This window comes from Pseudomonas sp. RT6P73 (genome assembly GCF_054897715.1).
Genome location: NZ_JBUBUV010000002.1, coordinates 4,174,340 through 4,199,617, shown reverse-complemented (window position 1 = coordinate 4,199,617; position 25,278 = coordinate 4,174,340). Strand labels below are relative to the sequence as shown.

The following is a 25,278-nucleotide window of genomic DNA, read 5'->3' as shown; positions in this document are numbered from 1 at the left end:
CAGGGTCTACTTCGAGTAACGACGGATGGCTTCAAGCAACTCTTCGACACCTTTAGCGCGCTCTTTATCGCTCAATTCCGGGTTAGCGACGTGAGCGTGCGCGTGAGCTTCGATGATTTCATCCATCAGGCCGTTCATTGCCCCGCGTGTGGCCGCGACAAGATGCAGCGTTTTGGCGCAGTCCGCGTCCGACTCCAGCGCTCGCTCTATGGCCTGAACTTGTCCAGCGATACGTCGGACACGTTTCAACAAGTCGTCTTTTTGCCCATGAACATGCGACATACCATACCCCCCTACCCTATATTGATGCGCATGCTCACTCAGAAACCAGGAATGCGCAAGCCAGCATTCGAGTGGGTCACAGCCAGAGCTGCGGGTGTAGCTGACAAAACTGTAATCTTTGGCTCAGCCTTCTGAAAGGTTGCACCCATTACCCTCTTCATCGAACTTGGCAGTATCTCCTGTTTGCTCTGTCATCCGACTGACTGGGAACAAAGCGCCATGCAACCTGAAACATCAAGACGAACCTTTGTGAAGGGACTCGCCGCCGCCGGGATTCTCGGCGGCCTCGGGCTATGGCGCACACCTGTCTGGGCGATCACCAGTCCCGGCGAGGCGAATGTCCTGGCCGGTACTGATTTCGACCTGATCATCGGTGAAACCCCGGTCAACATCACCGGCAACCCGCGCACCGCGATGACCATCAACGGCGGCATTCCCGGCCCCCTGCTGCGCTGGCGCGAAGGCGACACGGTCACGTTGCGGGTGAGGAACAAACTCAACGCTGATACTTCCATCCACTGGCACGGCATTCTGCTGCCGGCCAACATGGACGGTGTGCCGGGCCTGAGCTTTCATGGCATTGAACCGGGCGGGATATATGTCTATCAATTCAAGGTTCGGCAGAACGGCACTTACTGGTATCACAGTCATTCGGGGTTTCAGGAACAGTCCGGCGTTTACGGTCCATTGGTGATCGATGCCAAGGAGCCGGAGCCGTTCCAGTACGACCGAGATTACGTGGTGATGCTGACCGACTGGACCGACGAAGACGCGGTCGGCCTGATGAAGACGTTGAAAAAACAGTCGGATTACTACAACTACAACAAGCGCACCGTGGGCGACTTCATCCACGACGTCAGTGAAAAAGGTTGGGGCTCCACGGTCGCAGATCGAAAGATGTGGGCTGAAATGAAGATGAATCCCACGGACCTGGCCGACGTCAGCGGCGCGACTTACACCTACTTGATGAACGGCCAGTCGCCTGACATGAACTGGACGGGGGTATTCCGGCCTGGCGAGAAACTGCGCCTGCGCTTTATCAACGGCTCCGCCATGACCTACTTCGACGTACGCATCCCCGGTCTGAAAATGACGGTAGTCGCTGCGGACGGTCTGCACGTCAAACCGGTGAGCATCGACGAGTTTCGCATCGCGGTGGCGGAGACATTCGATGTGATCGTCGAGCCGACCCAGGATGCCTACACCTTGTTTGCCCAGTCGATGGATCGCACTGGCTATGCCCGTGGCACGCTGGCGGTGAAGACGGGTGTGTCCGCACCGATACCACCACTGGACCCGAGGCCGCTGGTGACCATGAATGACATGGGTATGGGCGGTATGGATCACGGCGGTATGGGCGGCGACATGGCGGGCATGGATCACAGCCAGATGACGGGTATGGACCACAGCTCAATGCAAGGCATGGACAGCATGTCCGGCATGGATCACAGCGGTATGGCTGGAATGGGCGAAATGCAGTCCCACCCCGCGACGGAAAGCAACAATTCGCTGGTGGACATGCAAGCCATGACCACCTCACCCAAGCTTGATGACCCTGGCCTCGGCCTGCGTGACAACGGTCGTCGCGTCCTGACCTATTCCGACTTGCGCAGCACCTTCGCAGACCCGGACGGCCGCGAGCCCAGCCGTACTATCGAACTCCACCTCACCGGTCACATGGAAAAATTTGCCTGGTCGTTCAACGGCGTGAAGTTCTCCGACGCCGAACCTGTGCGCCTCAAGTATGGCGAGCGGGTTCGGGTGGTGCTGGTCAACGACACGATGATGACCCATCCGATCCATCTGCACGGCATGTGGAGCGATCTCGAAGACGAGAACGGCCAGTTCATGGTGCGCAAACACACCATCGACATGCCGCCAGGCTCACGACGCAGTTATCGGGTGACCGCCGACGCGCTCGGTCGCTGGGCCTATCACTGCCACCTCCTGTACCACATGGAAATGGGCATGTTCCGTGAAGTTCGCGTGGAAGAATGAGGCGCTACCCATGATCAGGATCACTCCGATTTCTTTGGCGCTCGTGACCGCGAGCCTGACACTTTCTTCGGCAATGGCCGCCACTGACCACATGCAGAACATGGATCATAGCCAGATGCAGGGCATGGACCACAGCCAGATGCAAAGCATGGACGACGGCCAAATGCAGCCTGCCGCGCCTACCGAAAGCCGCACGCCGATTCCGGCATTGACCGATGCCGATCGCGCCGCCGTGTTTGTCAGCCCGGGTGGGCATAACGTGCACGACTCCGCGCTCAATACGTACTTCCTCGCTGACAAACTTGAATGGCAGGACGCCGACGACGGCAGCACCCTGGCCTGGGATATCTCAGGCTGGATCGGTGGCGATATCGACCGCCTGTGGCTGCGCTCCGAAGGCGAACGTACCAACGGCAAGACTGAAGATGCGGAAGTCCAGGCACTGTGGGGCCACGCCATCTCCCCGTGGTGGGACGTGGTAACCGGCGTTCGGCAGGATTTCAAACCCGGCGACCCGCAAACCTGGGCGGCGTTCGGCGTGCAAGGCATGGCGCTGTACAACTTCGAAGCCGAAGCCACGGCGTTCTTCGGTGAAGGTGGCCAAACCGCCGCGCGACTTGAAGGCGATTACGACATCCTGCTGACCAACCGACTCATTTTGCAGCCAACCGGCGAACTTAATTTTTACAGCAAAAACGACCCGCAACGAGGCATCGGTTCTGGCCTGTCTAACACTGAAGCGGGCCTGCGCCTGCGTTATGAAATCCGCGGGGAGTTTGCGCCGTACATCGGAGTGACCTGGAACCGCACCTACGGCAAAACAGCCGATTATGCCGAGGACGACGGCGAGGATCGCAGTGAAGCACGTCTCGTCCTTGGTGTTCGGCTGTGGTTCTAGAACGCGTCAACTTAATAATCAAAAAAATACCGCTTTAAGCGGTGAGAGGCCTTGTATGCAATTGATCAAAACCGCCGCTGTTGCCATCGCACTTTCTGGTGGGCTGCTTATGAGCACATTCGCTCAAGCGCACCCGAAATTGCTCTCCTCTACCCCGGAGGAAGGCGCGGTCGGCGCGGCCCCCGGCAAGATCGAACTGCACTTTTCCGAAAACCTCATGACCCAGTTCTCTGGCGCGAAACTGGTCATGACCGAAATGCCCGGTATGGCCCACTCCCCGATGCCCATGAAGGCCAAAGTCTCTGGCGGCAGCGACCCGAAAACCATGGTTATCACGCCGCTCTCTCCATTGCCCGCGGGTAGCTATAAAGTCGAATGGCGCGCGGTGTCATCGGACACTCATCCGATCACCGGCAACGTTTCGTTCAAAGTGAAGTAACTGATGAGCGATTGGGCCAGCATTGGCCTGCGCTTCGGCTTGTACCTGGATTTGATGCTGCTCTTTGGCGTGGCGCTTTTCGGGTTGTACAGCCTGAAGGGACGAGAGCGAGTGTCGGGTGCCGTGTTGCCGTTTCGGTCTATGTTGGCGGGGACGACGGCGCTGGGTGTGCTGGTGTCTGTCGCCAGCATGGTAATGATGGCGAGTGCTATGAGTGGGGAGTCGAACTTCGCTGAGCTGCGTCCGCATATTGAAATGATGGTATTTGAGACGGACGTAGGGTTGGCCTGGATCGTGCGAATCATCGCGTTAGTTGTTGGCGGTTTAGCGGTGATACTCAACCAACGTGCGCCTGGCGTTAGCTTGTTTGTCGCAGCTATTGCCGGCGGAATCGCCCTGGCCAGTCTCGCCTGGAGCGGTCACGGGGCGATGGATGAAGGCAGTCGTCGTTATTGGCATTTTGCGATGGACATATTGCACCTGCTGGCGGCAGGCGCCTGGCTTGGTGCATTAGTCGCTTTTGCCAGAATGACAATGCTCGACACGCTGCAAACCGAAGAGAGCATCAGTTTGCTGGCCCGGGCCGTCAACCGATTCGAATCGGTGGGCGCTTTGATCGTAGTCGTCATCACGGTCACAGGAATCGTGAACTACCTGTTCATCGTGGGCCCAAAACTCGATGCCGTGCTTCTAAGCACCTACGGGACTTTGCTGATCATCAAAGTGGTGTTGTTTGCCGGGATGCTGGTGCTGGCCGCACTGAACCGATTTCACCTTGGCCCGCTTTTGGAGCGGTCGTTGCGGGAGGGGGAATATCGAGTGGCGGCTAATGCGTTAAGGCGCAGCGTGTTGGTCGAGTTATCGACAGCGGTTTTGATTGTGGGGCTAGTGGCTTGGTTGGGAACGCTAATGCCCGATATAGAGATAACATCCAAATAGCGTTGCCAAAATTCGTCCATCATCGTTATTGCGAGCGAGCAGGAGCTTGACCTCCTGCTTGGCCATGGGTACGTCGGGCTCCTCCATGAAACCAAAATGCAGACAGCTTCGGAAAAAGCCTTCGCCAAAAGCGTCAACCTCAAACTGGCGTTCCGCAGTCCCCCGAGGACTGTCTTCGGAGGTTGGCAGTTCGAACTTGCCCTGGGACACCATCTGATTTTTCAGCATCGTGCTGTCGAAAAAGCCCCGCCGGAGAAATCCTCCAGCGGGGCTTTTTTTGCCCGGTCAACCCGACGACCTACATGGCAAGTCCGGCATTGCTGTGCCTTACTCCTCGTACCACTCAGGGAGCGAAGCGATGCGACGCAGAGGTGCACATTTCTGGTTATGGACCAACACTCGGCTACCTCTCCACGTCCATGAGGAAGTGCTCAGCGACGGTGTGCAGGTCGAAGTGCAGGCGCGGATCAGTCATGAGGGCATGACCCAGGTATTCATTGGTATTTACGCTGACAGTGGCTGGGCGATTTGCGAGGAGTTTCACGAAAGGACAGTGGGCGAATATTACTGCGTAGCGTTGCAGTGGGGCGCTCAACGGGCAAGAGAACTGGTGGCGGACACTCAGGCGTTTGTCGCGCCGCATCGGGTGCAGTTTACGTTGGCGACGGTGATCACCGATGAGCCGACGCTGGCGCTGCGGCGGATGGAAATGACGGATCGGGAGCGATTGAAAATTCGATCCGAAGACGCCTGGTCGGAATACCTGGCTGCCAAGTCGGCGATGCTTGAGCTGATGCGCGCCACCAAAGTCGATCCCACCGTCTGGGCGGACCACAAGGAGCGACTGCGGCAGGCGATTGATCGGCGCGTCTGTGTGCAACGCGCCTATTTGCGCTGACTCATTCGGCCAGCTCCTGGCTATGTTCTTCATGCTGACGTTTGTGCCCGGTCAGGTCCCGGGCGATCTTCACGTAGCCTTGCAGGTTGTCGCCGCTGAGCAGGGTCACCTCGCCGCTGCAATAGAACCGGCTGCCATCCTTGCGCAGGTGCCAGCGTTCGTCTTCGCTGCGACCGTGGGTGCGAACCGTCAGCAGTTCGTTTTCAGGCACGCCGCTGGCGCGGTCTTCGACGGAGAAGATGAAGTCGTAGTAAGCGCCTTCGGCCTCGCTTTTGCTGTAGCCGAAAATCAGCTCGGCGCCCTTGTTCCAACTGGTGATCACCCCTTGTTCGTCGAGGGTGATGATCGCGTAATCGCGGGTGCTTTCAGCCACCAGGCGCATGCGCTCTTCGCCCAGGCGCAGTTCTTCTTCGGCTGCCCGGCGTTTGGTGATGTCGATGAAGGTCAGCACGGTGCCGTCGATATGATCTTCGCTGGAGCGGTAGGGCTGCAGGCGGGCGATGTACCAGCGGTTGTCGGTGCTGCTGACCTCACGCTCGATCATGTTCAATGACTCGAACACCAATGCTGCGTCGCCCACCAGGTCTTCGTAGTGCAAGCGATGGGTGATGTCGAGCAACGAGCGGCCGGTATCCACTGGCAACATGCTGAAGATGTCCGTGGCACGCGGGGTGAACCATTTGATCCGCATGCTGCGGTCGACGAACACCGTGGCAATGTCGGTCGAGGCAATCAGGTTGGTCAGGTAGTCGTTGATCTTGTCGGTTTCTTCAACGTTGGTTTTCAGCTCGTAGTTGACCGTCAACAACTCTTCGTTGATCGATTGCAGTTCTTCCTTGTTGGTTTCCAACTCTTCGGTGGCCGAGCGCAGTTCTTCGTTGATCGCCTGCATCTCTTCGTTGGAAGCCTTGAGCTCTTCGCTGGAGACTTCCGATTGTTCTATGGTGTCCTGCAAGTGCAACTTGGTGCGTTGCAGTTCGCGTTCAAGGTTGGACAGCACCTGGCTTTCGGTTTGCAGCAGGGTGGTGGCGGCCTGTTCGGAAGGATCGACTTCGGCCTCTTCGAAAATCACCAGGACGAACTCGCCTTCCGACTCATCGTCCTTATAAGGCTGGGCGATCAGGTCGACCTTGTAACGTTGGCTGTCACGGGTGATCGGCACCGCGCGGGATTTCACTACCCAACCGCTCTGCTGGACCTGAAACAGTGTGGTGCGGATTTCCAGGCGCAACTCGGGAAGGATCAGCGTCAGCAGGTTACGCGACAACTCTCCACCCACATGCCGCAGGAAACGCCCAGCGCTTTCGCTCATGTGCAGGATGTCGGCGTTGGCATCGACAATCATGCTCGGTGGCGCGGCGCGTTCGAGGGCGCGCTGATGGATGTCACCAAAGGATAGCTTGCGCTGCACCGCGCTTTGCGGTGCCTCGCAGGAAACATTGGTGCGCACGTAGCCACCGCGCGGCATGGTCGGGGTGCGTCGGCTGTTGGCAGTGCCGGTCTTGGCGCGGAAGATCCGGTTACGCTTGTCCACCGGGACGAACAGCTCGTGGCAAGCGTCCGCGCTCTCGGAAGACCCCAGGAACAGGAAGCCGCCCGGGCGCAGCGCGAAGTGGAACATCTGCAGGATTTCACGCTGCACTTCGCGATCCAGGTAGATCAGCAGGTTGCGGCAAACGATCAGATCAATCTGCGAGAAGGGCGGGTCGGATAACAGGCTGTGTTTGGCAAACAGGACCTTTTCGCGGATCTCCTTGCGAATCCGGTAATGGTCGTCCTCCTTGACGAAGTAATGCCGCAGGCGCGTCGGCGGCACATCGGTCACGATCGCTTGCGGGTACAGACCGGCTCGGCCGATGCTGATGGCGCGTTCGTCGATGTCGGTGGCGAACAGTTGCAACGAGGCTTTGCTGGTGTCCAGTTGCAACTGATCGTTGAGCAGCATCGCCAGGCTGTAGGCTTCTTCGCCCGTGGAACAGCCGGCCGACCAGACGCGGATTTCTTCTTTCTCGGGCTGCGCTGACACGGCGGCACTGACCAGTTGCGGCAGCACGTCCCGTTCCAGGGCTTCGAACGCCTCGCGGTCGCGGAAGAAATTGGTCACGCCAATCAACATGTCGCCCAGCAGGGCTTTGGTTTCTTCGGGGTTGTTTTGCAGGTAGCGGAAATAGGCGCCCAGGTCGGGCTGGGCCGTGACCTGCATCCGGCGCTCGATCCGCCGCAACACGGTCGCGCGTTTGTAGTGCTTGAAATCATGACCGGTGCCTGTACGCAGCTGGATCAGGATGTCGTGGAGCATCTGATCGGCGAGCGCTGCGTCACGCTCGGACACGGAAGCGAAGGTTTGCAGTTCCGGGTCGTTGGCGGTGGGCAGGCTGATTCCCTGCGAGTTTTGCCACAGATCCAGCAGCTTTTGCGGCATTTCCACTACCGGCAACACCAGATCGACATTGCCGGTCTCGATGGCGGCGCGGGGCATGCCGTCGAACTCGGCATCTTCCGGCGCCTGGGCCACGGTAATGCCACCGTGTTCCTTGATGCGCGACAAGCCGACCGCGCCATCGGAACCGCTGCCCGACAGCACCAGGCAGTAGGCGCGTTCACGGTGGACTTCGGCCAGGTCGCGGAAGAACAGATCGATCGAGGCGTGTCGCTCCTCGCGTGGGTCGTTGCTCCTGACCTCAAGCACGTCACTCATCGTCAGCCGCTTGGCCGGTGAAATGACGTAGACGTGGTTTTTCTCGATCCGCACCGTCTCGGTGACTTGCAGGACCGGCATTCCGGTCGATTCCTGGATGATTTTGTCAGCGAGGCTCTGATGATCGGGCGACAGGTGAAGAATGATCACGAAGGCCATGCCGTTGTCGTGCGGCATGTTTTCGAAAAACAGTTTGATGGCTTGCAGTCCACCCGCCGACGCGCCAATGCCGACCACCGGGAAGTCCAGGGTGCTGGGGCTCTGGGCCTTTCGCTCAGGATCCATGGCCGACGGTGGAGGAGTGGTGGTCATGACTTCAACCTTATCGGCGACGGGGGGGAGTTGAGTTCAAGAGGAGATAACCGCTCCAATGAAGCAGGATAATCCCGTTTCTGAATAACACCTTCAAATATTTAGAGACACTTGAAAGGCGGGATTTCTCAAGGGAATGGCACTCCTGGCCGATAACCCGAACGGTCATGGTCTTCTTCTCAAATTGCCTGGAAATCTTCGATGCTGTCGTATCACCAAAAGAGTTTTCTGATCGTCGATGATTTCTCGGATTTCCGCAGTTCCGTCAGGTCCATGCTGCGTGAACTGGGGGTCAAGGATGTCGACACCGCGGATACCGGAGAGCAGGCGCTGCGCATGTGTTCGCAGAAGGCCTACGATTTCATCCTGCAGGATTTCCACCTCGGGGACGGCAAGAAGAACGGTCAGCAAGTCCTCGAAGACTTGATGATCGAGAAGCTGATCAGCCATGAAAGTGTGTTCGTCATGGTCACCGCCGAAACCAGCCAGGCCATGGTGCTCAGCGCGCTGGAACACGAGCCTGACGCTTACTTGACCAAACCGTTCAACCGTTCCGGCCTGGCCCAGCGCCTGGAGCGTCTGGAACAACGCAAGAATTTGCTCAAGCCGATCCTGCAAGCGCTCGATCGTGGCAAGCCGCTCGAAGTGCTCAATGCCTGCATCGAGCTGTGCAAGAAGGACATCCGTTATTCGCCGCTGTGCCTGCGTTATCGCGCGGACGCCTTGCGCGACCTGAATCAGAACGAAGCGCTGGAACGCCTCTACGACAGCATCATTGCCGATCGCCCCTTGCCGTGGGCGTTTGCCGGGCTGGGCAAGTTGCTGTTCAAGCGCGGCCAGGTCAGCCAGGCCAAAGGCATCTACGAAAAAGCCCTGAAAGTGTTTCCGATGATGCCGGCGCTGTATGACGGCATGGCTGACGTGCTGGTGGTCGAAGGGGATAACAAGGGCGCGCAGAAAGTTTTGGAAGAGGCGATTCGCCTGTCGCCGCTGGCCGTGCGCCGGCAAGCGCTGCTGGGCAAACTGGCGATGGCCAACGAAGATTTCGACACGGCCTCCAAGGCTTATCGCCAAGCCGTGTCCCAAGGCGCTCAATCGCGCTTCAAGGATGCCGAAAGCAACCTGGGTCTGGCCCACGCCTTGATCAGCAAAGGCAGCGAGAAAGGTCTGGATACCCGCACCCGACTGGAAATCAACACGACCCTCAGTCTGGTGGCCAAGGAGAATCCTAGCGATCCCGGCCTGCAGATCCGTGCGCGACTGATGAAAGCCACCAGCCTGTTGCTCAACGACGCCGAAACCGCCGAGAAGCTCACCGAGCAGGCGATGATGCGCCTCGATGGCATGGAGCAGTTCATGAGCGCCGAAGCGGCGCTGTTGGTGGCCAAGCAGCTGCAAATGCTTGGCCAGGCGAGCGCCGGCGCGTCGATGCTGAAAAACTGTGCGGAAATCTACGGTGACGATCCGGTGGTGATGCAAGGCATCGCCAAGCTGACCGATGACCCGACGATTCTCAGCCAGAGCAACGCGGCCTCCGAACTCAACCGTCAAGGCGTGCAGGTGTACAAGACCGGCAACCTGGCGGAAGCCCGGGCGGTGTTTCGCAAGGCCCTGCACATGCAACCGAAGAACATCAGTATCGCGCTGAACATGGCGCAGTCGTTGCTGCACGGCACGGACACCAGCGTGCCGTCGGCCGAACTGGATGAATGCCGGGCCTGCCTGAAACTGGTCGGCATGATGCCCGACACCGACGCGCGTTATCCGCGCTACCAGAAACTGAAAATCAAGGCGTTCAGCGGATGAGCCAAGACAACTCTGCACTGGATTTTTCCACGGTGATTGCCTCCACCGTGCATGACATGAAGAACTCCTTGGCCATGCTGATGCAGGCCCACAGCCATTGGCTGGCGCGCTTGCCTGATCCCGAACGGCACAGCCCGGAGCAGGGTGTCATCGAGTACGAGTTCGCTCACCTCAACGGCATGCTCGTGCAGTTGCTGGGGCTGTACAAACTGGGCGTCAATCAGATGCCGTTGCAGCCGGCCTACCATGATCTGGATGACTTCCTCGAAGCGCAGTTGGCCTGTCATCAAGAAGTGTTCGCCAGTCGCGGCATTGTCGCGACCTATGAAGTCGACCCGTTGAGCCCCCTGGGTTTCTTCGACCGGGAGCTGGTTGCCTCGGTGCTGGCCAACACCATCACCAACGCCATTCGTTACGCCCGCGAGACGCTGCTGATCAGCGTCAGCGATGAGGACGGTCAACTGGTGCTGACCATCAACGACGATGGCGACGGTTATCCAGCCCAGATGATCGAGCTTCAGGCGGACTACGTGCAGGGTATTAACTACAGCAGTAGCAGCACCGGTCTGGGCCTGTACTTCGCCGGACGGATCGCCGCGCTGCACCAGCGCAATGGCGTGGGTGGGCGCACTAAAATCAGCAACGGCGGCCCGTTAGGCGGCGGTGTGTTCAGCCTCTATCTGCCCTGATAAACACACCCATACGTGGGTAATGTCAGTCAGTTAAGCCGCAACGTGATAGGTAGCAGCTGGCGAAGCCTGCGTTCGGCTGCGCAGCAGTCGTAAAACCTGAGTGTGCGGTTTTCCTGAAACACCGCATCGACTGATCTTACGACTGCTGCGCAGCCGGACGCAGGCTTCGCCAGCTGCTACAAAAATTGCGTTGCCGCGGAAATTGCTTAATTGATCAGCATTACCCTACGCAGGGCCGTGATTTCTTTGTGTGCGCTGCTTGATATTCCGAACAGGTGGAGCCTATTTTGTACGGGTCGCCGTTCGCGGCTCGCACAATTACAAAGGATTGCGTCATGACAACCGATGGCCAGCGTTCACTCGCACAGCGATTGACGGGCATTGATGAGATTGAATGTGTAACGCCGGATTTGAACGGCGTGCCTCGTGGCAAGGTAATGACCGCCGAGGGGTTTGTCGAAGGACGGCGTTTGCAGATGGCGCGGGGTGTGCTGCTGCAATGCATCATGGGCGGATATCCGCCGGCACGTTTTTACGGCAGCGATGATGGCGACCTGGCGCTGGTGCCTGACCCGGGGCACATCCACCGCTTGCCCTGGAGCGATCAGCCGCGGGCATTAGCCATTTGCGACGCCGATGAACTAACCGGCGAGAGCTCGAAGCTGTCGACCCGTGGTCAACTCAAGGCGGTCATCGCGCGTTACGCAGCCCTGGGCCTGGCGCCGGTGGTGGCGACCGAGCTGGAATTCTTCGTGTTCGCGCCCAATCCCGACCCGACGCAACCGTTCCAGCCGCCGCTGGGCCTGGACGGTCGGCGTGAGGAAGGGCATTCGGCGTTCAGTGTCAGTTCCAATAACGGCTTGCGGCCGTTCTTCACTGAGGTCTACGCCTGCATGGCAGCCCTGGGCTTGCCACGCGACACCTTCATGCACGAGATGGGCGTCAGCCAGTTCGAGATCAACTTGCTGCACGGCGATCCATTGCTGCTGGCCGACCAGACGTTCCTGTTCAAGCATCTGCTTAAAGAGGTCGCGCTCAAGCACGGCCTGACCGTGGTCTGCATGGCCAAGCCGCTGGCCCACACGCCGGGCAGTTCGATGCACATTCACCAGAGCATCGTCGAGATCGGCAGCGGGCGTAACGTGTTCAGCGACGAGGCCGGGCAGCCGACGGCGACCTTCCGGCATTTCATTGGTGGCCAGCAGGCCGGCATGGCGGATTTCACCGCGCTGTTTGCGCCGAACGTGAATTCCTATCAGCGCTTGTGCCATCCGTTTGCCTCGCCGAATAATGCCTGCTGGTCCCACGATAATCGGGCCGCCGGGTTGCGCATTCCGGCCAGTTCACCGGCCGCTCGTCGGGTCGAGAACCGCTTGCCGGGGGCCGACGCAAATCCGTACCTGGCGATCGCCGCCAGCCTTGCCGCCGGTTTGCATGGCATCGAAAACCAACTGGAGCCGAGCGAGGCGATCCAGGGTGAGTTCGACGTCCCGGATAATCTTTCGTTGCCGTGTACCTTGCACGCCGCTCTTGAGCGTCTGAAACGTAGCCAATTGGCGAAGGAACTGTTTGGCAAGGAGTTCATCGAAGGCTACGTCGCTTCGAAGACCATGGAGTTGACCAGCTTCTTTGATGAAATTACTCCCTGGGAGCGCCGTGTCCTGGCCGCCCAGGCCTGACGACCTGTCGTCTTCGGGCTATCTTTTCGGATAGCCCGTTTCTCACCGCAAGGAGCCGCTCGGAACGCCGATGCGCCAAATCTGGAAACCTTTTCGAGCGCTTTATTTTGCCTCGCTGATGATGTTGATCGGCTCAGGCTTGCTGAGTACGTACCTGGGCTTGCGCCTGGCGGCGGATAACGTCGACAGCCTGTGGGTCGGTGCGTTGATGGCGGCCAACTATTTCGGCCTGGTACTGGGCGGCAAGATCGGTCACCGACTGATCGCCCGGGTCGGGCACATTCGCGCCTATTCAGCCTGCGCCGGGATCGTCGGCGCGGCCGTGCTCGGCCACGGCCTGGTCGACTGGCTGCCGGCCTGGATATTCCTGCGGGTGATCGTCGGTCTCGGCATGATGTGCCAGTACATGGTCATCGAAAGCTGGCTCAATGAGCAGGCCGAAGCGTCGCAGCGCGGCACGGTGTTCAGCGGCTACATGATCGCCTCGTACCTGGGGTTGGTACTCGGTCAGCTGATTCTGGTCATGCACCCGGCCTTGGGCCTGGAACTGCTGATGCTGGTCGCCCTGTGCTTCGCGCTGTGCCTGGTGCCGGTGGCCCTCACACGTCGTATTCACCCGGCACCGCTGCATCCCGCGCCAATGGAGCCGCGGTTCTTCATCAAACGGGTGCCGCAGTCATTGAGCACGGTGCTGGGGGCGGGGCTGATCATTGGCTCCTTCTACGGTCTGGCGCCGCTGTATGCCTCGCAGCAAGGGTTGTCCACAGAGCAGGTCGGTCTGTTCATGGGTAGCTGCATTTTTGCCGGACTGCTGGTGCAGTGGCCACTGGGCTGGCTGTCCGACCGTTATGACCGGGCGCTGTTGATCCGCTGTTTTGCGGTGGTCCTGGCCCTGACCGCGTTGCCACTGGCAATCATGCAGCAGGTACCGCTGGAGGTTTTGTTTGTCGCCGGATTCTTCTGTTCGCTGGTGATGTTCTGCCTGTATCCGCTGGCAGTGGCGTTCTCCAATGACCACGTCGAAGGTGATCGTCGCGTGTCCCTGACCGCAATGTTGCTGGTGACCTACGGCGTTGGCGCCAGTATCGGGCCGTTGGTGGCCGGTGTGCTGATGAAGCTGTTTGGCAGCCACATGCTGTATGCCTTCTTCAGTTTCTTCGCGTTGGTGCTGGTGTGGCGCATCCGCCCGAAAGCGGTTACCAACCTGCATCAGGTCGAAGATGCGCCGCTGCATCACGTGGCCATGCCGGACAGCATGTCGAGTTCACCGCTGGTGGCGTGCCTTGACCCGCGGGTCGATGAACAGGTGGTGCAGGACCAGATGCAGAACCCGATCAACCCAGAACCTGCGCCTGAACCCGAGCCGGATCCCGAAACCGATCCACCGCCAGAAGACCCGGATGCAGGTCGCGAGCAAAGCTTTACCGAAGCCAGGCCTTAAAGCCAGCGCATAAAAAAACGGGCAGTCACCGCAAGGGACTGCCCGTTTTTTGTTGAAGCGTTGTATCAGATGTCGTCTTTATCGAAGCGGCGTGCTTCACGCTGGAGCTGATAGACGAATCGCTCGACCTGACGCTGTACCAGTCCGCTCATGTTGTGGAAGCGGATGCCGGCGAAGGTGGTGGAGATTCTTTCTTCGAAGTGCAGGTAACGCAGTTCCACCGGGGCTGTCATGCTGCCGAACGGCAGATTGGCGATAAAGCGGTCGTAGACCTGGCCCAGCTGCAGCCTGGCGGTAATGTCACCTTCAAAGCGCAGCTTGCAGCCAGTGGCCGAGATGTCCAGCAGCTTGCCTCTGATCGGGAACTTGAGCTTTTCACCGCCCAGCTCGACATCGACCAGTTGCGCCAGCTTCAACGCAGCCCGGAAGGCATTGCGGCGCTGGTGGTAGACCACTTCATCGGGGAGGGTGCCACGGTAGCAGCGATCACCGGATTCATCGATGGTCAGCGGACCGTTGCTTTCCCACGCAATGCGCACGCCGTCGTGGAAGCCTTCAACGCGAAATGGCTCACCGGCCAGCAGATAGCGTTCGCCGTCGCGAGGCACCATTTCGTCCAGGGCAATGCTGTTGCCGTCACGATCGACATCCACCAGATAGCTCTGGAAGCGCTGGCTGCGTTCGTGGAACGTGATGATCAGCGGGTCATGGCTCTCTTGCAGCTGCCGCAGGTTACCGGCGATCTCCATCGGCGTGGATAGCACCTTGGGTGGCTGCGGAGCATCTTCCGCGTTTAAGGCATTGAACACGGTTCATCATTCTCCAGACAAAATTTGACTGCGACTTGCTAGCATACTGCCAGCATGTGACGCGTCTTGATAGAGCGTGCTCATTAACAGGCTCAAGCCTGACTAAGCGGGCGCGGCTTCGCTAGCATGGAGGTTGATCCGCGGGCATCGTAAAGCGCTGGTGGTTCGCCGCCGGTGAGGATTTTCAGCTGATTGGCCGTGGCGGCCTGCTGGACCAGGATCGACTGGCCATTATTGACGTTGGCCGCCTGGCATTGAGCCAGGAGATCGGTCAGTTTGTCGCTCTGTTCCAGCAATTGATCGCCAATGCTGGACTGGCTGGCAAGTTGCTCCAGGCCGTTGCGATTGGTCGGCAGGTTCAGGCTGGCGAGGATTTCACTGCGCTTGCGGCCATGCTGTTCCAGCAGAATGATCATTGCCTGTTTCTGCGCCAGAATATCTTCGAGCAGCGGCATGTCGCGACCGTGCAACGCGATGGATTCGGTTTGCAGTAACTCCAGCAAGTATTGCGCTGGAGCAAAGTCGTCGGTGATCAGTTGCAGTAAATTAGTGTCGTGCATGGCTGGCCTTGGGGTTTAAGCGTCCAAAAGCCTGGCGCAGGCCGTGGCCTAGCGCTGGGCTTCGAAGTTGAGCAGTTTGCTGGCTACACGGTTGCTGTCGACTTTATAGCTGCCATCGGCAATCGCTGCTTTCAACTCGGCCACGCGGGCGTTGTCGACGGCAGGCTGATCGCGCAGCTTGTCAGTGACCTTCTGCAACTGTTGAGCCTCATTGCTGAGGTGTACCGATTCCCCGCTTTTAGCGGTACTGGCCTGTTCGGCCGGGGTATTCAGCGTCGCGGATTTGCCGGTTTCGGCAGTTTCCTTCGCGGTGCTGGTACGCGTACTACCGGTAAGTGACGAGGAGCTGTTCAAACGGCTGAAATCGATGACCATGATAAAAACCTCTGGGTATTTGGACGCTTGCCATGTTTTCGGCTCTCCCTGCGAAAACTTTAGGCCCATTTATCAATGAGCTTGCATGCGCCAGCGCTAGTCCTGCCTGCGGCACAGTTTAGGGAACAGCCGGGCGGCGCGCCATCTTTCACCCACAGATCGTTCTACATGGCCACTTCCACCTGGCCGGGCGCAGTGACTTGCGCCTTGATGACCCGCTGGGAGTTAAGGTTTTTCACACGAATCTGTTCACGCAGGCCGCCGTTGGACAGGGCTTCGCCCGGCATACGCACACTGAGCGTACCACTGCGGGCGGTAATCACCACCTGATCGCCCTTGCTGATGACTTCCGCCTGTTCGAGATGGACCAGCGTCAGCACCTGATTGGCGACCGTTGGTCGGGTAAGTTTCTGCCCGACGGCCTGATCCATGGAAGTGAAATAACCCTGGTTGATCAGGCTGATATCCCGCTCGCGCAACATGACGTCGCCGGGTTCGATGACCCCGGCGCGTTTAAGCGGGCGCGTGGTCGTGACAACGTCTCGAAACAGGCGGACTTGAGCGGGCACGAAGACGGTCCAGGGGGATGTGCTGTCGCAACGGACCTTGACCGTGACCCGCCCGATCGGGGTCGCCGGGCTCTCCAGGGTGGCTGTCAATTCCTTGTCGCACATGGGCATGCGCAGTCGTGGATCGAGCTGGTTGACCTCGATTTCGTAGCGGCCTTCCGTTTGACTGGTGGCCAAATAGTCTTCTACGGTGAATTCAAGAAAGCCTTGGGTGACGCCGATAAGCATGTCAGGCAAGGTAACCGCGTCAGCAAGGGCAGGGCTGCCAGCGTTGAACAGGCAGACGGCCGACATCGCGCAAAGTAATTTGCAGAAGGTTGATGTCAGGCGTCGGAAAAATGTCGGTTCTGTGTTCATAAGAGTTAAAAAGCAAGCGCCGTGCCGTTTAGCAATAAATGTGCGTCGCAACACACTTAAGCGTTGGTGTAGGAGTCTGTGCATGGCTGGTGTAATGGATGCGGTAAACCAGCGCACGCAACTGGTTGGGCAGAATCGCCTTGAGCTGTTGTTGTTCCGTCTCGACGGCCAGCAGCTGTATGGGATCAACGTGTTCAAGGTTCGGGAAGTGCTGCAATGCCCCAAACTGACCGTGATGCCCAAGTCCAGTCCTGTCGTGTGCGGTGTGGCAAATATCCGGGGGGCGACCATTCCGATTCTTGATCTGGCAATGGCGACCGGCTCCGGCGCACTTAAAGATCAGAGCAATCCCTTCGTAATCATCACGGAGTACAACACCAAGACCCAGGGTTTCCTGGTGCGGTCGGTGGAGCGCATCGTCAACATGAACTGGGAGGAGATTCATCCGCCACCCAAGGGCACGGGACGCGATCATTACCTGACAGCTGTGACTCGGGTCGACAATCAGTTAGTCGAAATCATCGACGTCGAGAAAGTGCTGGCGGAAGTGGCGCCGACACCGGAAGCGATTTCGGTCGGCGTGGTGGATGTCGAAACCCAGCACAAGGCGTTGTCCTTGCGCGTATTGACGGTCGATGACTCGTCGGTGGCGCGCAAGCAGGTGAGTCGTTGCCTGCAGACGGTCGGCGTCGAAGTGGTGGCGTTGAACGATGGCAAGCAAGCGCTGGATTACTTGCGCAAGCTGGTCGATGAGGGCAAGAAGCCGGAAGAAGAGTTCCTGATGATGATTTCCGACATCGAGATGCCGGAAATGGACGGGTACACCCTGACGGCCGAGATCCGCAACGACCCGCGCATGCAAAAGCTTCATATCATCCTGCATACTTCGTTGTCGGGTGTATTCAATCAGGCAATGGTCAAGAAGGTCGGTGCGGATGACTTCCTTGCCAAATTCCGTCCTGATGACCTGGCATCCCGGGTAGTCGACCGGATCAAAGCAGCAGATATCAGCTAGGGGCCTTCTGCCCCTGGTGGTTAACACGATTTAAGAGGCGGCATCTTTGTCTACGGGTAATTTGGATTTCGAACAGTTCCGGGTATTCCTGGAAAAAGCCTGTGGCATTTTGCTCGGTGAAAACAAGCAGTATCTGGTCTCGAGCCGTCTCAACAAACTGATGGAGCAGCAAGGCATCAAGTCTCTGGGGGAGCTGGTTCAGCGCATCCAGACCCAGCCGCGCAGCGGTTTGCGCGAGATGGTGGTGGATGCCATGACCACCAACGAAACTCTGTGGTTTCGTGACACCTATCCGTTTGAAGTCTTGAAGAACAAGGTGCTGCCCGAAGCAATCAAGGCGGCCCCGGGCCAGCGCTTGCGGATCTGGTCGGCGGCGTGCTCGTCGGGTCAGGAACCGTATTCGTTGTCGATGTCCATCGATGAGTTCGAGCGCGTCAACATGGGCCAGCTGAAGATGGGGGCGCAGATTGTGGCCACCGACTTGTCCGGCACCATGCTGACCAACTGCAAGACCGGCGAGTACGACAGCCTGGCCATCGGCCGTGGTCTGTCGCCCGAGCGCCTTCAGCGTTACTTCGACCCGAAAGGGCCGGGACGCTGGGCCATCAAGGCGCCGATCAAGAGCCGCGTGGAGTTTCGCTCATTCAACCTGCTGGACAGCTACGCGGCCCTGGGCAAGTTCGACATCGTGTTCTGCCGCAACGTGCTGATCTACTTCTCCGCCGAGGTGAAGAAAGACATCCTGTTGCGCATTCACAGCACGCTGAAGCCGGGCGGTTATCTGTTCCTCGGCGCCTCCGAAGCGCTGAACGGTTTGCCGGATCATTACCAGATGGTCCAGTGCAGTCCGGGGATCATTTACCAGGCGAAGTGATCCGTTGGCGTCATCAAAAAACGGGAGCCCTCATCGGCTCCCGTTTTTTTTGTGCCTGTAATTATCTCTAAAAATCACCACACCCCCTGTGGGAGCGGGCTTGCCCGCGATAGCGTCGTATCAGTCGACATCAAGGCAACCTGTGACACCGCCATCGCGGGCAAGCCCGCTCCCACAGGGGCAGTTGTTGTTCTGACGATTGGTGATAAGCGGCAGAAAAGCGGCAGGCGGCGGAAATCGGTTGCCGCTTTTCTGGCATTGCCGCCTTGCCGCAGCCGGCAAAGCCCCGGTTTACGGGCTTTTTTGAATTGGCACGCCGCTTGCTATGTCTCAGTTACGAAAAATCAGGTCACCCGAAGGTTTCCCGACATGAGCATCAGCTTCGATAAAGCGCTCGGTATCCACGAACAAGCCCTGGGCTTCCGCGCGCAGCGTGCCGAAGTCCTGGCCAACAACATCGCCAACGCCGACACCCCGAACTACAAGGCTCGGGACCTGGAATTCTCCAAAGTGCTTGCCGCACAGAACGAGAAATCCAAGGGCGGCACTTTTGCCTTGAACATGACCAACAACCGTCATATCGAAGCCGAAGGCCTGGGCAATGGCGACGAGTCGCTGATGTATCGCACGCCGATGCAGCCGTCGATCGACCAGAACACCGTGGACGCCCAACTGGAACAGTCGAACTACGCGGAAAACGCCGTCGGCTTCCAGGCCAGCTTCACCCTGCTCAACAGCAAATTCAAAGGGCTGGTCTCAGCCCTGCGCGGAGAGTAATTCATGTCTCTATCCAGTGTTTTCAACATTGCCGGTAGCGGCATGAGTGCCCAGACCACGCGCTTGAACACCGTGGCCTCGAACATCGCCAACGCCGAAACCGTCTCGTCGAGCATCGACCAGACCTATCGCGCCCGTCACCCGGTGTTCGCCACCATGTTCCAGGGCGGTCAGAGCGGCGGCAGCGATTCGCTGTTCCAGAACCAGGACGCCGCCGGTCAAGGCGTGCAAGTGCTGGGCGTGGTCGAAGACCAGAGCAACCTTGACGCGCGTTACGAGCCGAACCATCCGGCCGCCGATGCCAAGGGCTACGTCTACTACCCGAACGTCAACGTCGTCGAAGAAATGGCCGACATGATTTCCGCCAGTCGTTCATTCCAGACCAACGCCGAAATGATGAACACCGCCAAAACCATGATGCAGAAGGTCCTGACCCTCGGTCAGTGATAAGGGGCGACTCAGATGAGTGTTACCGATACCACCAGCGGCGTGAGCATCAAGGACGTCTTGGCCAATTCTTCGGTCAAAAAAAACACCAGCGCTGACGGCCTGACGGCAGCGACTAACAGCGCCACTGGCAAGAAGGCGTTGGGCAAGGATGCGTTCCTGCAATTGCTGGTCACCCAGCTGAAAAACCAGAACCCGCTTGAGCCGCAGGACAACGGTGAATTCGTGGCTCAACTGGCACAGTTCAGTAGCCTGGAAGGCATCACCACGCTGAACACGACGGTCAGCGGCATTGCCGGCAACTACAACTCCTCGCAAGCGCTGCAAGCGTCTTCGCTGGTGGGCCGCTCGGTGGTCGCGCAGACCGACACGGCGGTTGTCGATACCTCCAAGAGTTTCAACGGCACGGCCGTGGTACCGGCATCGGTGGATCCGGTCATGGTCAAGATCACCGACGCCGATGGCAAAGTTGTGCGCACCCTCAATCTGGGCAGCCAGAAAGCCGGCAGCGCCAGTTTCATCTGGGACGGCAAGAACGATGCGGGCGAAGTGGCCAAGGCAGGCACGTACAAATTCGCCGCCACCGCGACCTACGACAGCAAGGCGACCTCGCTGGTTACTTACCTGCCGGCCACCGTCAACAGCGTGACCATCAGCCAGACCGGCGGTGAGTTGATGCTGAACCTGGCAGGCCTGGGCAGCGTTGCCCTGTCCAAAGTACAAACCATTGGTATATAGAGCCGACTAACACGGCACAAAGGAGTGGAATATGTCTTTCAATATCGGCCTTAGCGGTCTCTATGCAGCCAACAAACAACTGGACGTGACCGGCAACAACATCGCCAACGTCGCGACCACCGGTTTCAAATCGTCCCGTGCAGAATTCGAAGACGTGTACTCGGCCACTCGCCTGGGTACCGGCAGCAAGACCATCGGCAACGGCGTGCGCCTGGCCAACGTTTCCCAGCAGTTCGGCCAGGGCGACGTTAACAACACCGGCAACGTGCTGGACATGGGTATCCAGGGCAACGGTTTCTTCATTCTCAGCGACAACGGTTCCCTGAGCTACACCCGTGCCGGTGCGTTCAAGACTAACGCTGAAAACTACGTCGTCGACAACAACGGCAACCGCTTGCAGGGTTATGGCGTCGATGCCAACGGCAAGATCATCAACGGTGTGCTGACTGACCTGAAAATCGACACCTCGAGCCTGGCGCCACATGCCACGACCCGTATCGATCAGACGATGAACCTGAACTCGTCGGACCCACTGCCGACAGTGACGCCGTTCAACGTCAAAGACCTCAATAGCTACAACAAAACCATTTCCACCCCTGTGTACGACACCCAAGGTAACGAGCACAGGATGGACCAGTACTACGTAAAAAATGTGGCGTCCAACTCCTGGACTGTTTACACCTACATGGACGGCCGTAGCCCAACCGACCCGACCGCCACCCCTCAAGTGCCGATCACCGCCGACATCACCTTCAACCCTGATGGCAGCATCAAGACGCTGACGGCCGGTGCAGGCTGGACTAAAGTCGGCAACACCCTGACCATGACAGGCTGGAAGCCAGGCGTGTTGGTTAATCCAAACGCCAACCCGCCGACATGGGCCCTGAACGGCTCGGACGCAGCCGCGGGCGGTATTGCGTTCGACATGACCAAAACCACCTCGTACGCTTCGCCTACCGCGCGGACTGCGCAGTACCAGGACGGCTACGCCACTGGCCAGATCTCCAGCCTGACCATCGACGAAACCGGTGTCATGACCGCCAACTTCAGCAACCAGCAAACCAAGGCCATCGGTCAGGTTGCGGTCGCCAGCTTCGCCAACGAGCAAGGCTTGCAGCCAATCGGTGGTACCCGCTGGAAAGAAACCTTCGCCTCCGGCGTGGCCGGTGTCGATGCACCGAAAACCGGTACGCTGGGTTCGGTGGTGTCCAACTCCCTGGAAGAGTCCAACGTCAACCTGACCAACGAACTGGTTGAGTTGATCAAGGCGCAGAGCAACTACCAGGCAAACGCCAAGACCATCTCCACCCAGAGCACCATCATGCAGACCATCATTCAGATGACCTGATGTGATTCGCGGGCTCTACTGAAAAACCGGCGCCACACGGCGCCGGTTTTTTTATGCCCGTGAAAAAGATTTCGCTCCAGTGAGTACCGTTCGTCGGGCGGGTTGGTGCGCAATTTGCACTCTCGTTTGGCGCAGGTCGATACGCGTCAAAGTTTCATGCGACTTGTTTGATACAGCCAGCACGCCAGTTCGGCGACATGGAAGCCCTGCAACACTCGAAGGATGGAACACCAGTGATGAGCCATAAAGCCGTCAGTGCGCCTGTCATGGCGCTGCAACTGAAATCGGTATTGCGACGCGGATTGATCGGCGCTGCGTTGTTTTCCGGCGTGATCAATATTCTGGCGCTGATCGGCCCGGTGTTCATGCTCGAGGTCTATGACCGGGTCATTCCCAGCCAAAGCATTCCGACCCTGGTCGCGCTGGGTTTGCTGGTACTCGGCGTGTATGCGCTGTCCGGTCTGCTGGACATTGTGCGTTCCCGGGTCATGGTGCGCATCGCTTCGTCCCTGGACCTGACGCTGTCGTCAAAAGTGTTCAACGTCATTTCCGGCGCCTCATTGAAAACCCCGATCACCGGCGACGCCTTGAAACCGGCGCAGGAGCTTGATCAGATCCGTGGCTTTATCGGCGGCCCCGGGCTGGTGGCGTTTTTCGACCTGCCGTGGATGCCGGTCTACCTGGCCGTCTGCTTCTATATCCATCCGGCGTTTGGCTGGTTGACCACTGTGCTGATGATCATCCTCATCGCGTTGACGGTCATGACCGACCGCCAAACCCGTCAACTGATGCAGGCCTCGGCCGATGCCTTGAACAAGCGCAATCATCACGGCCAGCAAGCCCACCAGAACGCCGAAGCGCTGGCGGCCATGGGCATGGTCGGCAATGCCTCGGCCATCTGGCAAAACCATCACAGCACTTACACCACGCTGCAACGGCGCTCCGTGGACATCGGCAGCTTCTTTGGCGGGATCTCCAAGAACCTGCGGCTGGCCGTGCAATCCGGTTCATTGGCCCTCGGTGCCTATCTGGTGATCAAAGGGGATCTGAGTGGCGGCACGATGGTCGCCGCTTCAATCATCGTCGCCCGCACGCTGGCCCCCGCTGAGCAAGTCATCGCCACCTGGCGCAGCCTGTTGGGCGCGCACATCGCCTGGAAAAAACTGCTGGAAGTCTTCAACCTGTTTCCCGATCAACAGAACAAGACTGAATTGCCGGCGGCTCATCGCAGCCTGCACGTCGAAGGGATTTTCGCTGCACCTCCCGGCAGCCAGCGCCTGACACTGCAAAACGTCAATTTCAGCGTGGCGGCGGGCACCGCTATCGGCGTGGTGGGGCCGAGTGCATCGGGCAAGTCTTCATTGGCGCGCGTGCTGGTCAATGCCTGGCGACCGGCTCGCGGGCATGTGCGACTCGACGGTGCGCCGCTGGATCTGTTGACGGATCAGGCACGCGGCAAACTGATCGGTTACCTGCCACAAAGCGTCGGCCTGTTCACCGGCACCGTGGCTCAGAACATCGCACGGTTGGATCCTTCAGCGGCTGACAACGCGATAGTCGCCGCCGCCCAGCAGGCGGGTGTACACGAGCTGATTCTGCAATTGCCACAGGGTTATGAAACCCAGGTCGGCGAGGGCGGCGTCAACCTGTCGGCCGGCCAGCGCCAGCGTGTTGCACTGGCCCGCGCGTTGTTCGGCGAGCCGTTCCTGGTGGTGCTGGACGAACCCAATTCCAACCTCGACGCCGAGGGCGAACAAGCGCTGGCCAGGGCGATCCTTTCGATCAAGGCACGAGGCGGCGTGGTCGTGGTGATTGCCCATCGCACCAACATTCTGTCGGTCATCGATCAGGTACTGATTCTGGAAAACGGCGCTCAAGTTGCCTTCGGACCCAGAGACGCCGTGCTCAGAAGACCTGCGCCCACGCCATCGCGGCCTGCCACCAATGTCGTTGAGCTGGGAGCGTCCAACTGATGCAAAACGATCAAGAAAGCACCCTGAACCATTCGTTGTCCCGTCATCTGCGGCTGGGCATGATTTCGCTGGTTGTGCTGCTGGGCGGTGGCCTGGCCTGGGCAATCTGCACCGACCTGTCCAGTGCGGTGATTGCTTCGGGCTCCCTCGCGGTAGAAGGCAGCGTCAAAAAGATTCAGCACCCAACCGGCGGCGTCGTGGCCGAGTTGCTGGTCAAGGAAGGGCAGCAGGTCGCGGCGGGAGATGTGCTGCTGCGCCTCGATGCCACATTGCCGGCGGCCAGTCAGGCGATTGTCAGCAAGTCTTTGAATCAGGCCTGGGCCCGTCAGGCTCGCCTGGAAGCCGAGCGCGACAATGCCGCGCAAGTCACAGTGCCCAAAGAATTGCTGATGCGCATGAGTGCCGACGAAGCACGGGCGGTCATGGCCAGCGAGCAGCAAATGTTCCTGGACCGTCGTGCGTCCCGCGAAGGGCAGAAAAAACAGCTGCGCGAACGGATCCGGCAACTCAACGACACCATCGTCGGCCACGACCTGCAGCAACAATCCAAGACCGACGAAATCGAGCTGATCGACAAGGAGTATCAGGCCGTCAAGAAGCTGTTCGACAAAGGCATGATGACCCTGGATCGGGTCAATGCCCTGGCTCGCGGTATTACCCGGTTGCGTGGCGAGCGCGGGCAGCTCATGGCCGCCATTGCCGAAGCCCGGGGAAAAATCGCTGAAACCGACCTGCAACGGTTGCAGGTCGACCAGACCTTTCGCAGCGAAGTTTCCGAGGAACTACGCGACTTGCTGGCGCGCCAGGGTGAATTGGTCGAACGCGAAATCAGCGCCAAGGACCAGCTCAAACGCATCGACATCACCTCGCCGATAGCTGGCCGGGTGCAGCAATTGACGGTGCACACCGTGGGCGGGGTGATTTCCCCTGCGGAAGGCTTGATGCAGATCGTGCCGGCGGATGACGAGTTGTTGGTCGAGGCAAAGATCAGTTCCCAGGATATCGACCAGGTGTCTCTAGGCCAGGAAGCCATCTTGCGCCTGAGCGCTTTTAATCGCAGCACCACGCCGGAGCTCAAGGGTTCGGTGGTGCGGTTGTCGGCGGATTTGATTCTGGATGAACGTACCGGCGCGGGTTTTTATCGTGCCGGTATTCGCATTTCAAAAGAAGAGGTTGGCCGGTTGTCCGGGCTGACGCTTGTACCGGGCATGCCCGTTGAGTCGCTTATCAAAACCGGGGACAGGACAGTGCTGTCGTACCTGCTCAAGCCGATCAGTGATCACGCCCAGCGTGCGTTCAGAGAGGGCTAAACCCCCCGCAGCACCTGGCGTTTCGTAATTTCCAACACACACAA

23 protein-coding genes and 1 pseudogene are annotated in these 25,278 nt (G+C 58.9%); 17 read left to right on the top strand and 7 right to left on the bottom strand.

The window, feature by feature from the left end; translation table 11 throughout:
- Positions 1-6: 6 nt before the first annotated feature.
- Positions 7-282 (bottom strand): metal/formaldehyde-sensitive transcriptional repressor, encoded by a 276-nt coding sequence (locus tag ACYZT6_RS19650; protein ID WP_462028287.1) that lies wholly within the window; start codon positions 280-282, stop codon positions 7-9.
- Positions 283-501: 219 nt separating this feature from the next.
- On the opposite strand from ACYZT6_RS19650, the gene ACYZT6_RS19645 reads away from it, so the two are divergent.
- From ACYZT6_RS19645 to copD, 4 genes are read left to right on the top strand one after another with little or no spacing between them, the layout of a single operon-like run.
- Positions 502-2,280: a copper resistance system multicopper oxidase gene (locus ACYZT6_RS19645; protein ID WP_462028286.1), complete on the top strand. Its 1,779-nt coding sequence runs from the start codon at positions 502-504 to the stop codon at positions 2,278-2,280.
- A gap of 10 nt (positions 2,281-2,290) precedes the next feature.
- A complete protein-coding gene (locus ACYZT6_RS19640) occupies positions 2,291-3,178 on the top strand; it encodes a copper resistance protein B (protein ID WP_462028285.1) in 888 nt (295 codons plus the stop codon).
- Positions 3,179-3,233: 55 nt separating this feature from the next.
- Positions 3,234-3,617 (top strand): copper homeostasis periplasmic binding protein CopC, encoded by a 384-nt coding sequence (gene copC, locus ACYZT6_RS19635; protein WP_462028284.1) that lies wholly within the window; start codon positions 3,234-3,236, stop codon positions 3,615-3,617.
- Between the two features lie 3 nt (positions 3,618-3,620).
- Positions 3,621-4,556: a copper homeostasis membrane protein CopD gene (copD, locus tag ACYZT6_RS19630; RefSeq protein WP_462028283.1), complete on the top strand. Its 936-nt coding sequence runs from the start codon at positions 3,621-3,623 to the stop codon at positions 4,554-4,556.
- Here the strand turns inward: copD and ACYZT6_RS19625 are convergent.
- The gene (locus ACYZT6_RS19625) at positions 4,524-4,769 is read right to left on the bottom strand and encodes a KUP/HAK/KT family potassium transporter (protein ID WP_462029985.1); all 246 of its coding nucleotides are present in this window, start codon (positions 4,767-4,769) and stop codon (positions 4,524-4,526) included. The genes copD and ACYZT6_RS19625 overlap by 33 nt on opposite strands.
- 145 nt (positions 4,770-4,914) lie before the next feature.
- On the opposite strand from ACYZT6_RS19625, the gene ACYZT6_RS19620 reads away from it, so the two are divergent.
- Entirely contained in the window at positions 4,915-5,454 is a 540-nt protein-coding gene (locus ACYZT6_RS19620; protein ID WP_462028282.1) for a hypothetical protein, read from the top strand.
- Between the two features lie 4 nt (positions 5,455-5,458).
- On the opposite strand, the pseudogene ACYZT6_RS19615 reads toward ACYZT6_RS19620, so the two are convergent.
- Positions 5,459-8,464 (bottom strand): annotated as a pseudogene (locus ACYZT6_RS19615) (CheR family methyltransferase); the annotation flags it as partial.
- 201 nt (positions 8,465-8,665) lie between these two features.
- Here ACYZT6_RS19615 and ACYZT6_RS19610 point away from each other — a divergent pair.
- From ACYZT6_RS19610 to ACYZT6_RS19595, 4 genes are all read left to right on the top strand, one after another.
- Complete coding sequence (locus ACYZT6_RS19610) at positions 8,666-10,270, top strand: tetratricopeptide repeat-containing response regulator (RefSeq protein WP_094471121.1); 1,605 nt, start codon at positions 8,666-8,668, stop codon at positions 10,268-10,270.
- On the top strand, positions 10,267-10,959 hold the full coding sequence (locus ACYZT6_RS19605; RefSeq protein ID WP_462028281.1) for a sensor histidine kinase: 693 nt from the start codon (positions 10,267-10,269) through the stop codon (positions 10,957-10,959). Before ACYZT6_RS19610 ends, ACYZT6_RS19605 begins: the two co-directional genes overlap by 4 nt.
- A gap of 440 nt (positions 10,960-11,399) precedes the next feature.
- Entirely contained in the window at positions 11,400-12,641 is a 1,242-nt protein-coding gene (locus tag ACYZT6_RS19600) for a glutamine synthetase family protein (protein ID WP_462029984.1), read from the top strand.
- Positions 12,642-12,711: 70 nt separating this feature from the next.
- Positions 12,712-14,082, top strand: a complete 1,371-nt coding sequence (locus tag ACYZT6_RS19595) for an MFS transporter (RefSeq protein ID WP_462028280.1) — start codon at positions 12,712-12,714, stop codon at positions 14,080-14,082.
- A 65-nt stretch (positions 14,083-14,147) separates the two neighbouring features.
- On the opposite strand, the gene ACYZT6_RS19590 is transcribed toward ACYZT6_RS19595, so the two are convergent.
- The 4 genes from ACYZT6_RS19590 to flgA form a co-directional block, all read right to left on the bottom strand.
- Positions 14,148-14,891, bottom strand: a complete 744-nt coding sequence (locus ACYZT6_RS19590) for a flagellar brake protein (protein ID WP_462028279.1) — start codon at positions 14,889-14,891, stop codon at positions 14,148-14,150.
- Positions 14,892-14,983: 92 nt separating this feature from the next.
- Positions 14,984-15,451, bottom strand: coding sequence for a flagella synthesis protein FlgN (locus tag ACYZT6_RS19585; protein ID WP_461975961.1), 468 nt, complete (start codon positions 15,449-15,451; stop codon positions 14,984-14,986).
- 48 nt (positions 15,452-15,499) lie between these two features.
- On the bottom strand, positions 15,500-15,826 hold the full coding sequence (gene flgM, locus ACYZT6_RS19580) for a flagellar biosynthesis anti-sigma factor FlgM (RefSeq protein WP_461975959.1): 327 nt from the start codon (positions 15,824-15,826) through the stop codon (positions 15,500-15,502).
- Between the two features lie 164 nt (positions 15,827-15,990).
- Entirely contained in the window at positions 15,991-16,752 is a 762-nt protein-coding gene (gene flgA, locus ACYZT6_RS19575; RefSeq protein WP_462028278.1) for a flagellar basal body P-ring formation chaperone FlgA, read from the bottom strand.
- A gap of 82 nt (positions 16,753-16,834) precedes the next feature.
- Between flgA and ACYZT6_RS19570 the strand changes: the two genes are divergently transcribed.
- The 8 genes from ACYZT6_RS19570 (at position 16,835) to ACYZT6_RS19535 (ending at position 25,234) form a co-directional block, all read left to right on the top strand.
- The gene (locus tag ACYZT6_RS19570; protein WP_462028277.1) at positions 16,835-17,767 is read left to right on the top strand and encodes a chemotaxis protein CheV; all 933 of its coding nucleotides are present in this window, start codon (positions 16,835-16,837) and stop codon (positions 17,765-17,767) included.
- A gap of 46 nt (positions 17,768-17,813) precedes the next feature.
- Entirely contained in the window at positions 17,814-18,641 is an 828-nt protein-coding gene (gene cheR, locus ACYZT6_RS19565; RefSeq protein WP_010457158.1) for a protein-glutamate O-methyltransferase CheR, read from the top strand.
- Between the two features lie 369 nt (positions 18,642-19,010).
- On the top strand, positions 19,011-19,418 hold the full coding sequence (gene flgB, locus ACYZT6_RS19560) for a flagellar basal body rod protein FlgB (protein WP_109633987.1): 408 nt from the start codon (positions 19,011-19,013) through the stop codon (positions 19,416-19,418).
- Between the two features lie 3 nt (positions 19,419-19,421).
- Positions 19,422-19,865: a flagellar basal body rod protein FlgC gene (flgC, locus tag ACYZT6_RS19555; RefSeq protein ID WP_010457154.1), complete on the top strand. Its 444-nt coding sequence runs from the start codon at positions 19,422-19,424 to the stop codon at positions 19,863-19,865.
- A gap of 15 nt (positions 19,866-19,880) precedes the next feature.
- Positions 19,881-20,603 (top strand): flagellar hook assembly protein FlgD, encoded by a 723-nt coding sequence (gene flgD / locus ACYZT6_RS19550; protein WP_461975953.1) that lies wholly within the window; start codon positions 19,881-19,883, stop codon positions 20,601-20,603.
- Between the two features lie 31 nt (positions 20,604-20,634).
- Positions 20,635-21,951, top strand: a complete 1,317-nt coding sequence (gene flgE / locus ACYZT6_RS19545) for a flagellar hook protein FlgE (protein WP_462028276.1) — start codon at positions 20,635-20,637, stop codon at positions 21,949-21,951.
- 233 nt (positions 21,952-22,184) lie between these two features.
- Complete coding sequence (locus ACYZT6_RS19540; protein ID WP_462029983.1) at positions 22,185-23,924, top strand: type I secretion system permease/ATPase; 1,740 nt, start codon at positions 22,185-22,187, stop codon at positions 23,922-23,924.
- Positions 23,924-25,234, top strand: coding sequence for an HlyD family type I secretion periplasmic adaptor subunit (locus tag ACYZT6_RS19535; protein ID WP_462028275.1), 1,311 nt, complete (start codon positions 23,924-23,926; stop codon positions 25,232-25,234). Before ACYZT6_RS19540 ends, ACYZT6_RS19535 begins: the two co-directional genes overlap by 1 nt.
- Positions 25,235-25,278 lie beyond the last annotated feature (44 nt).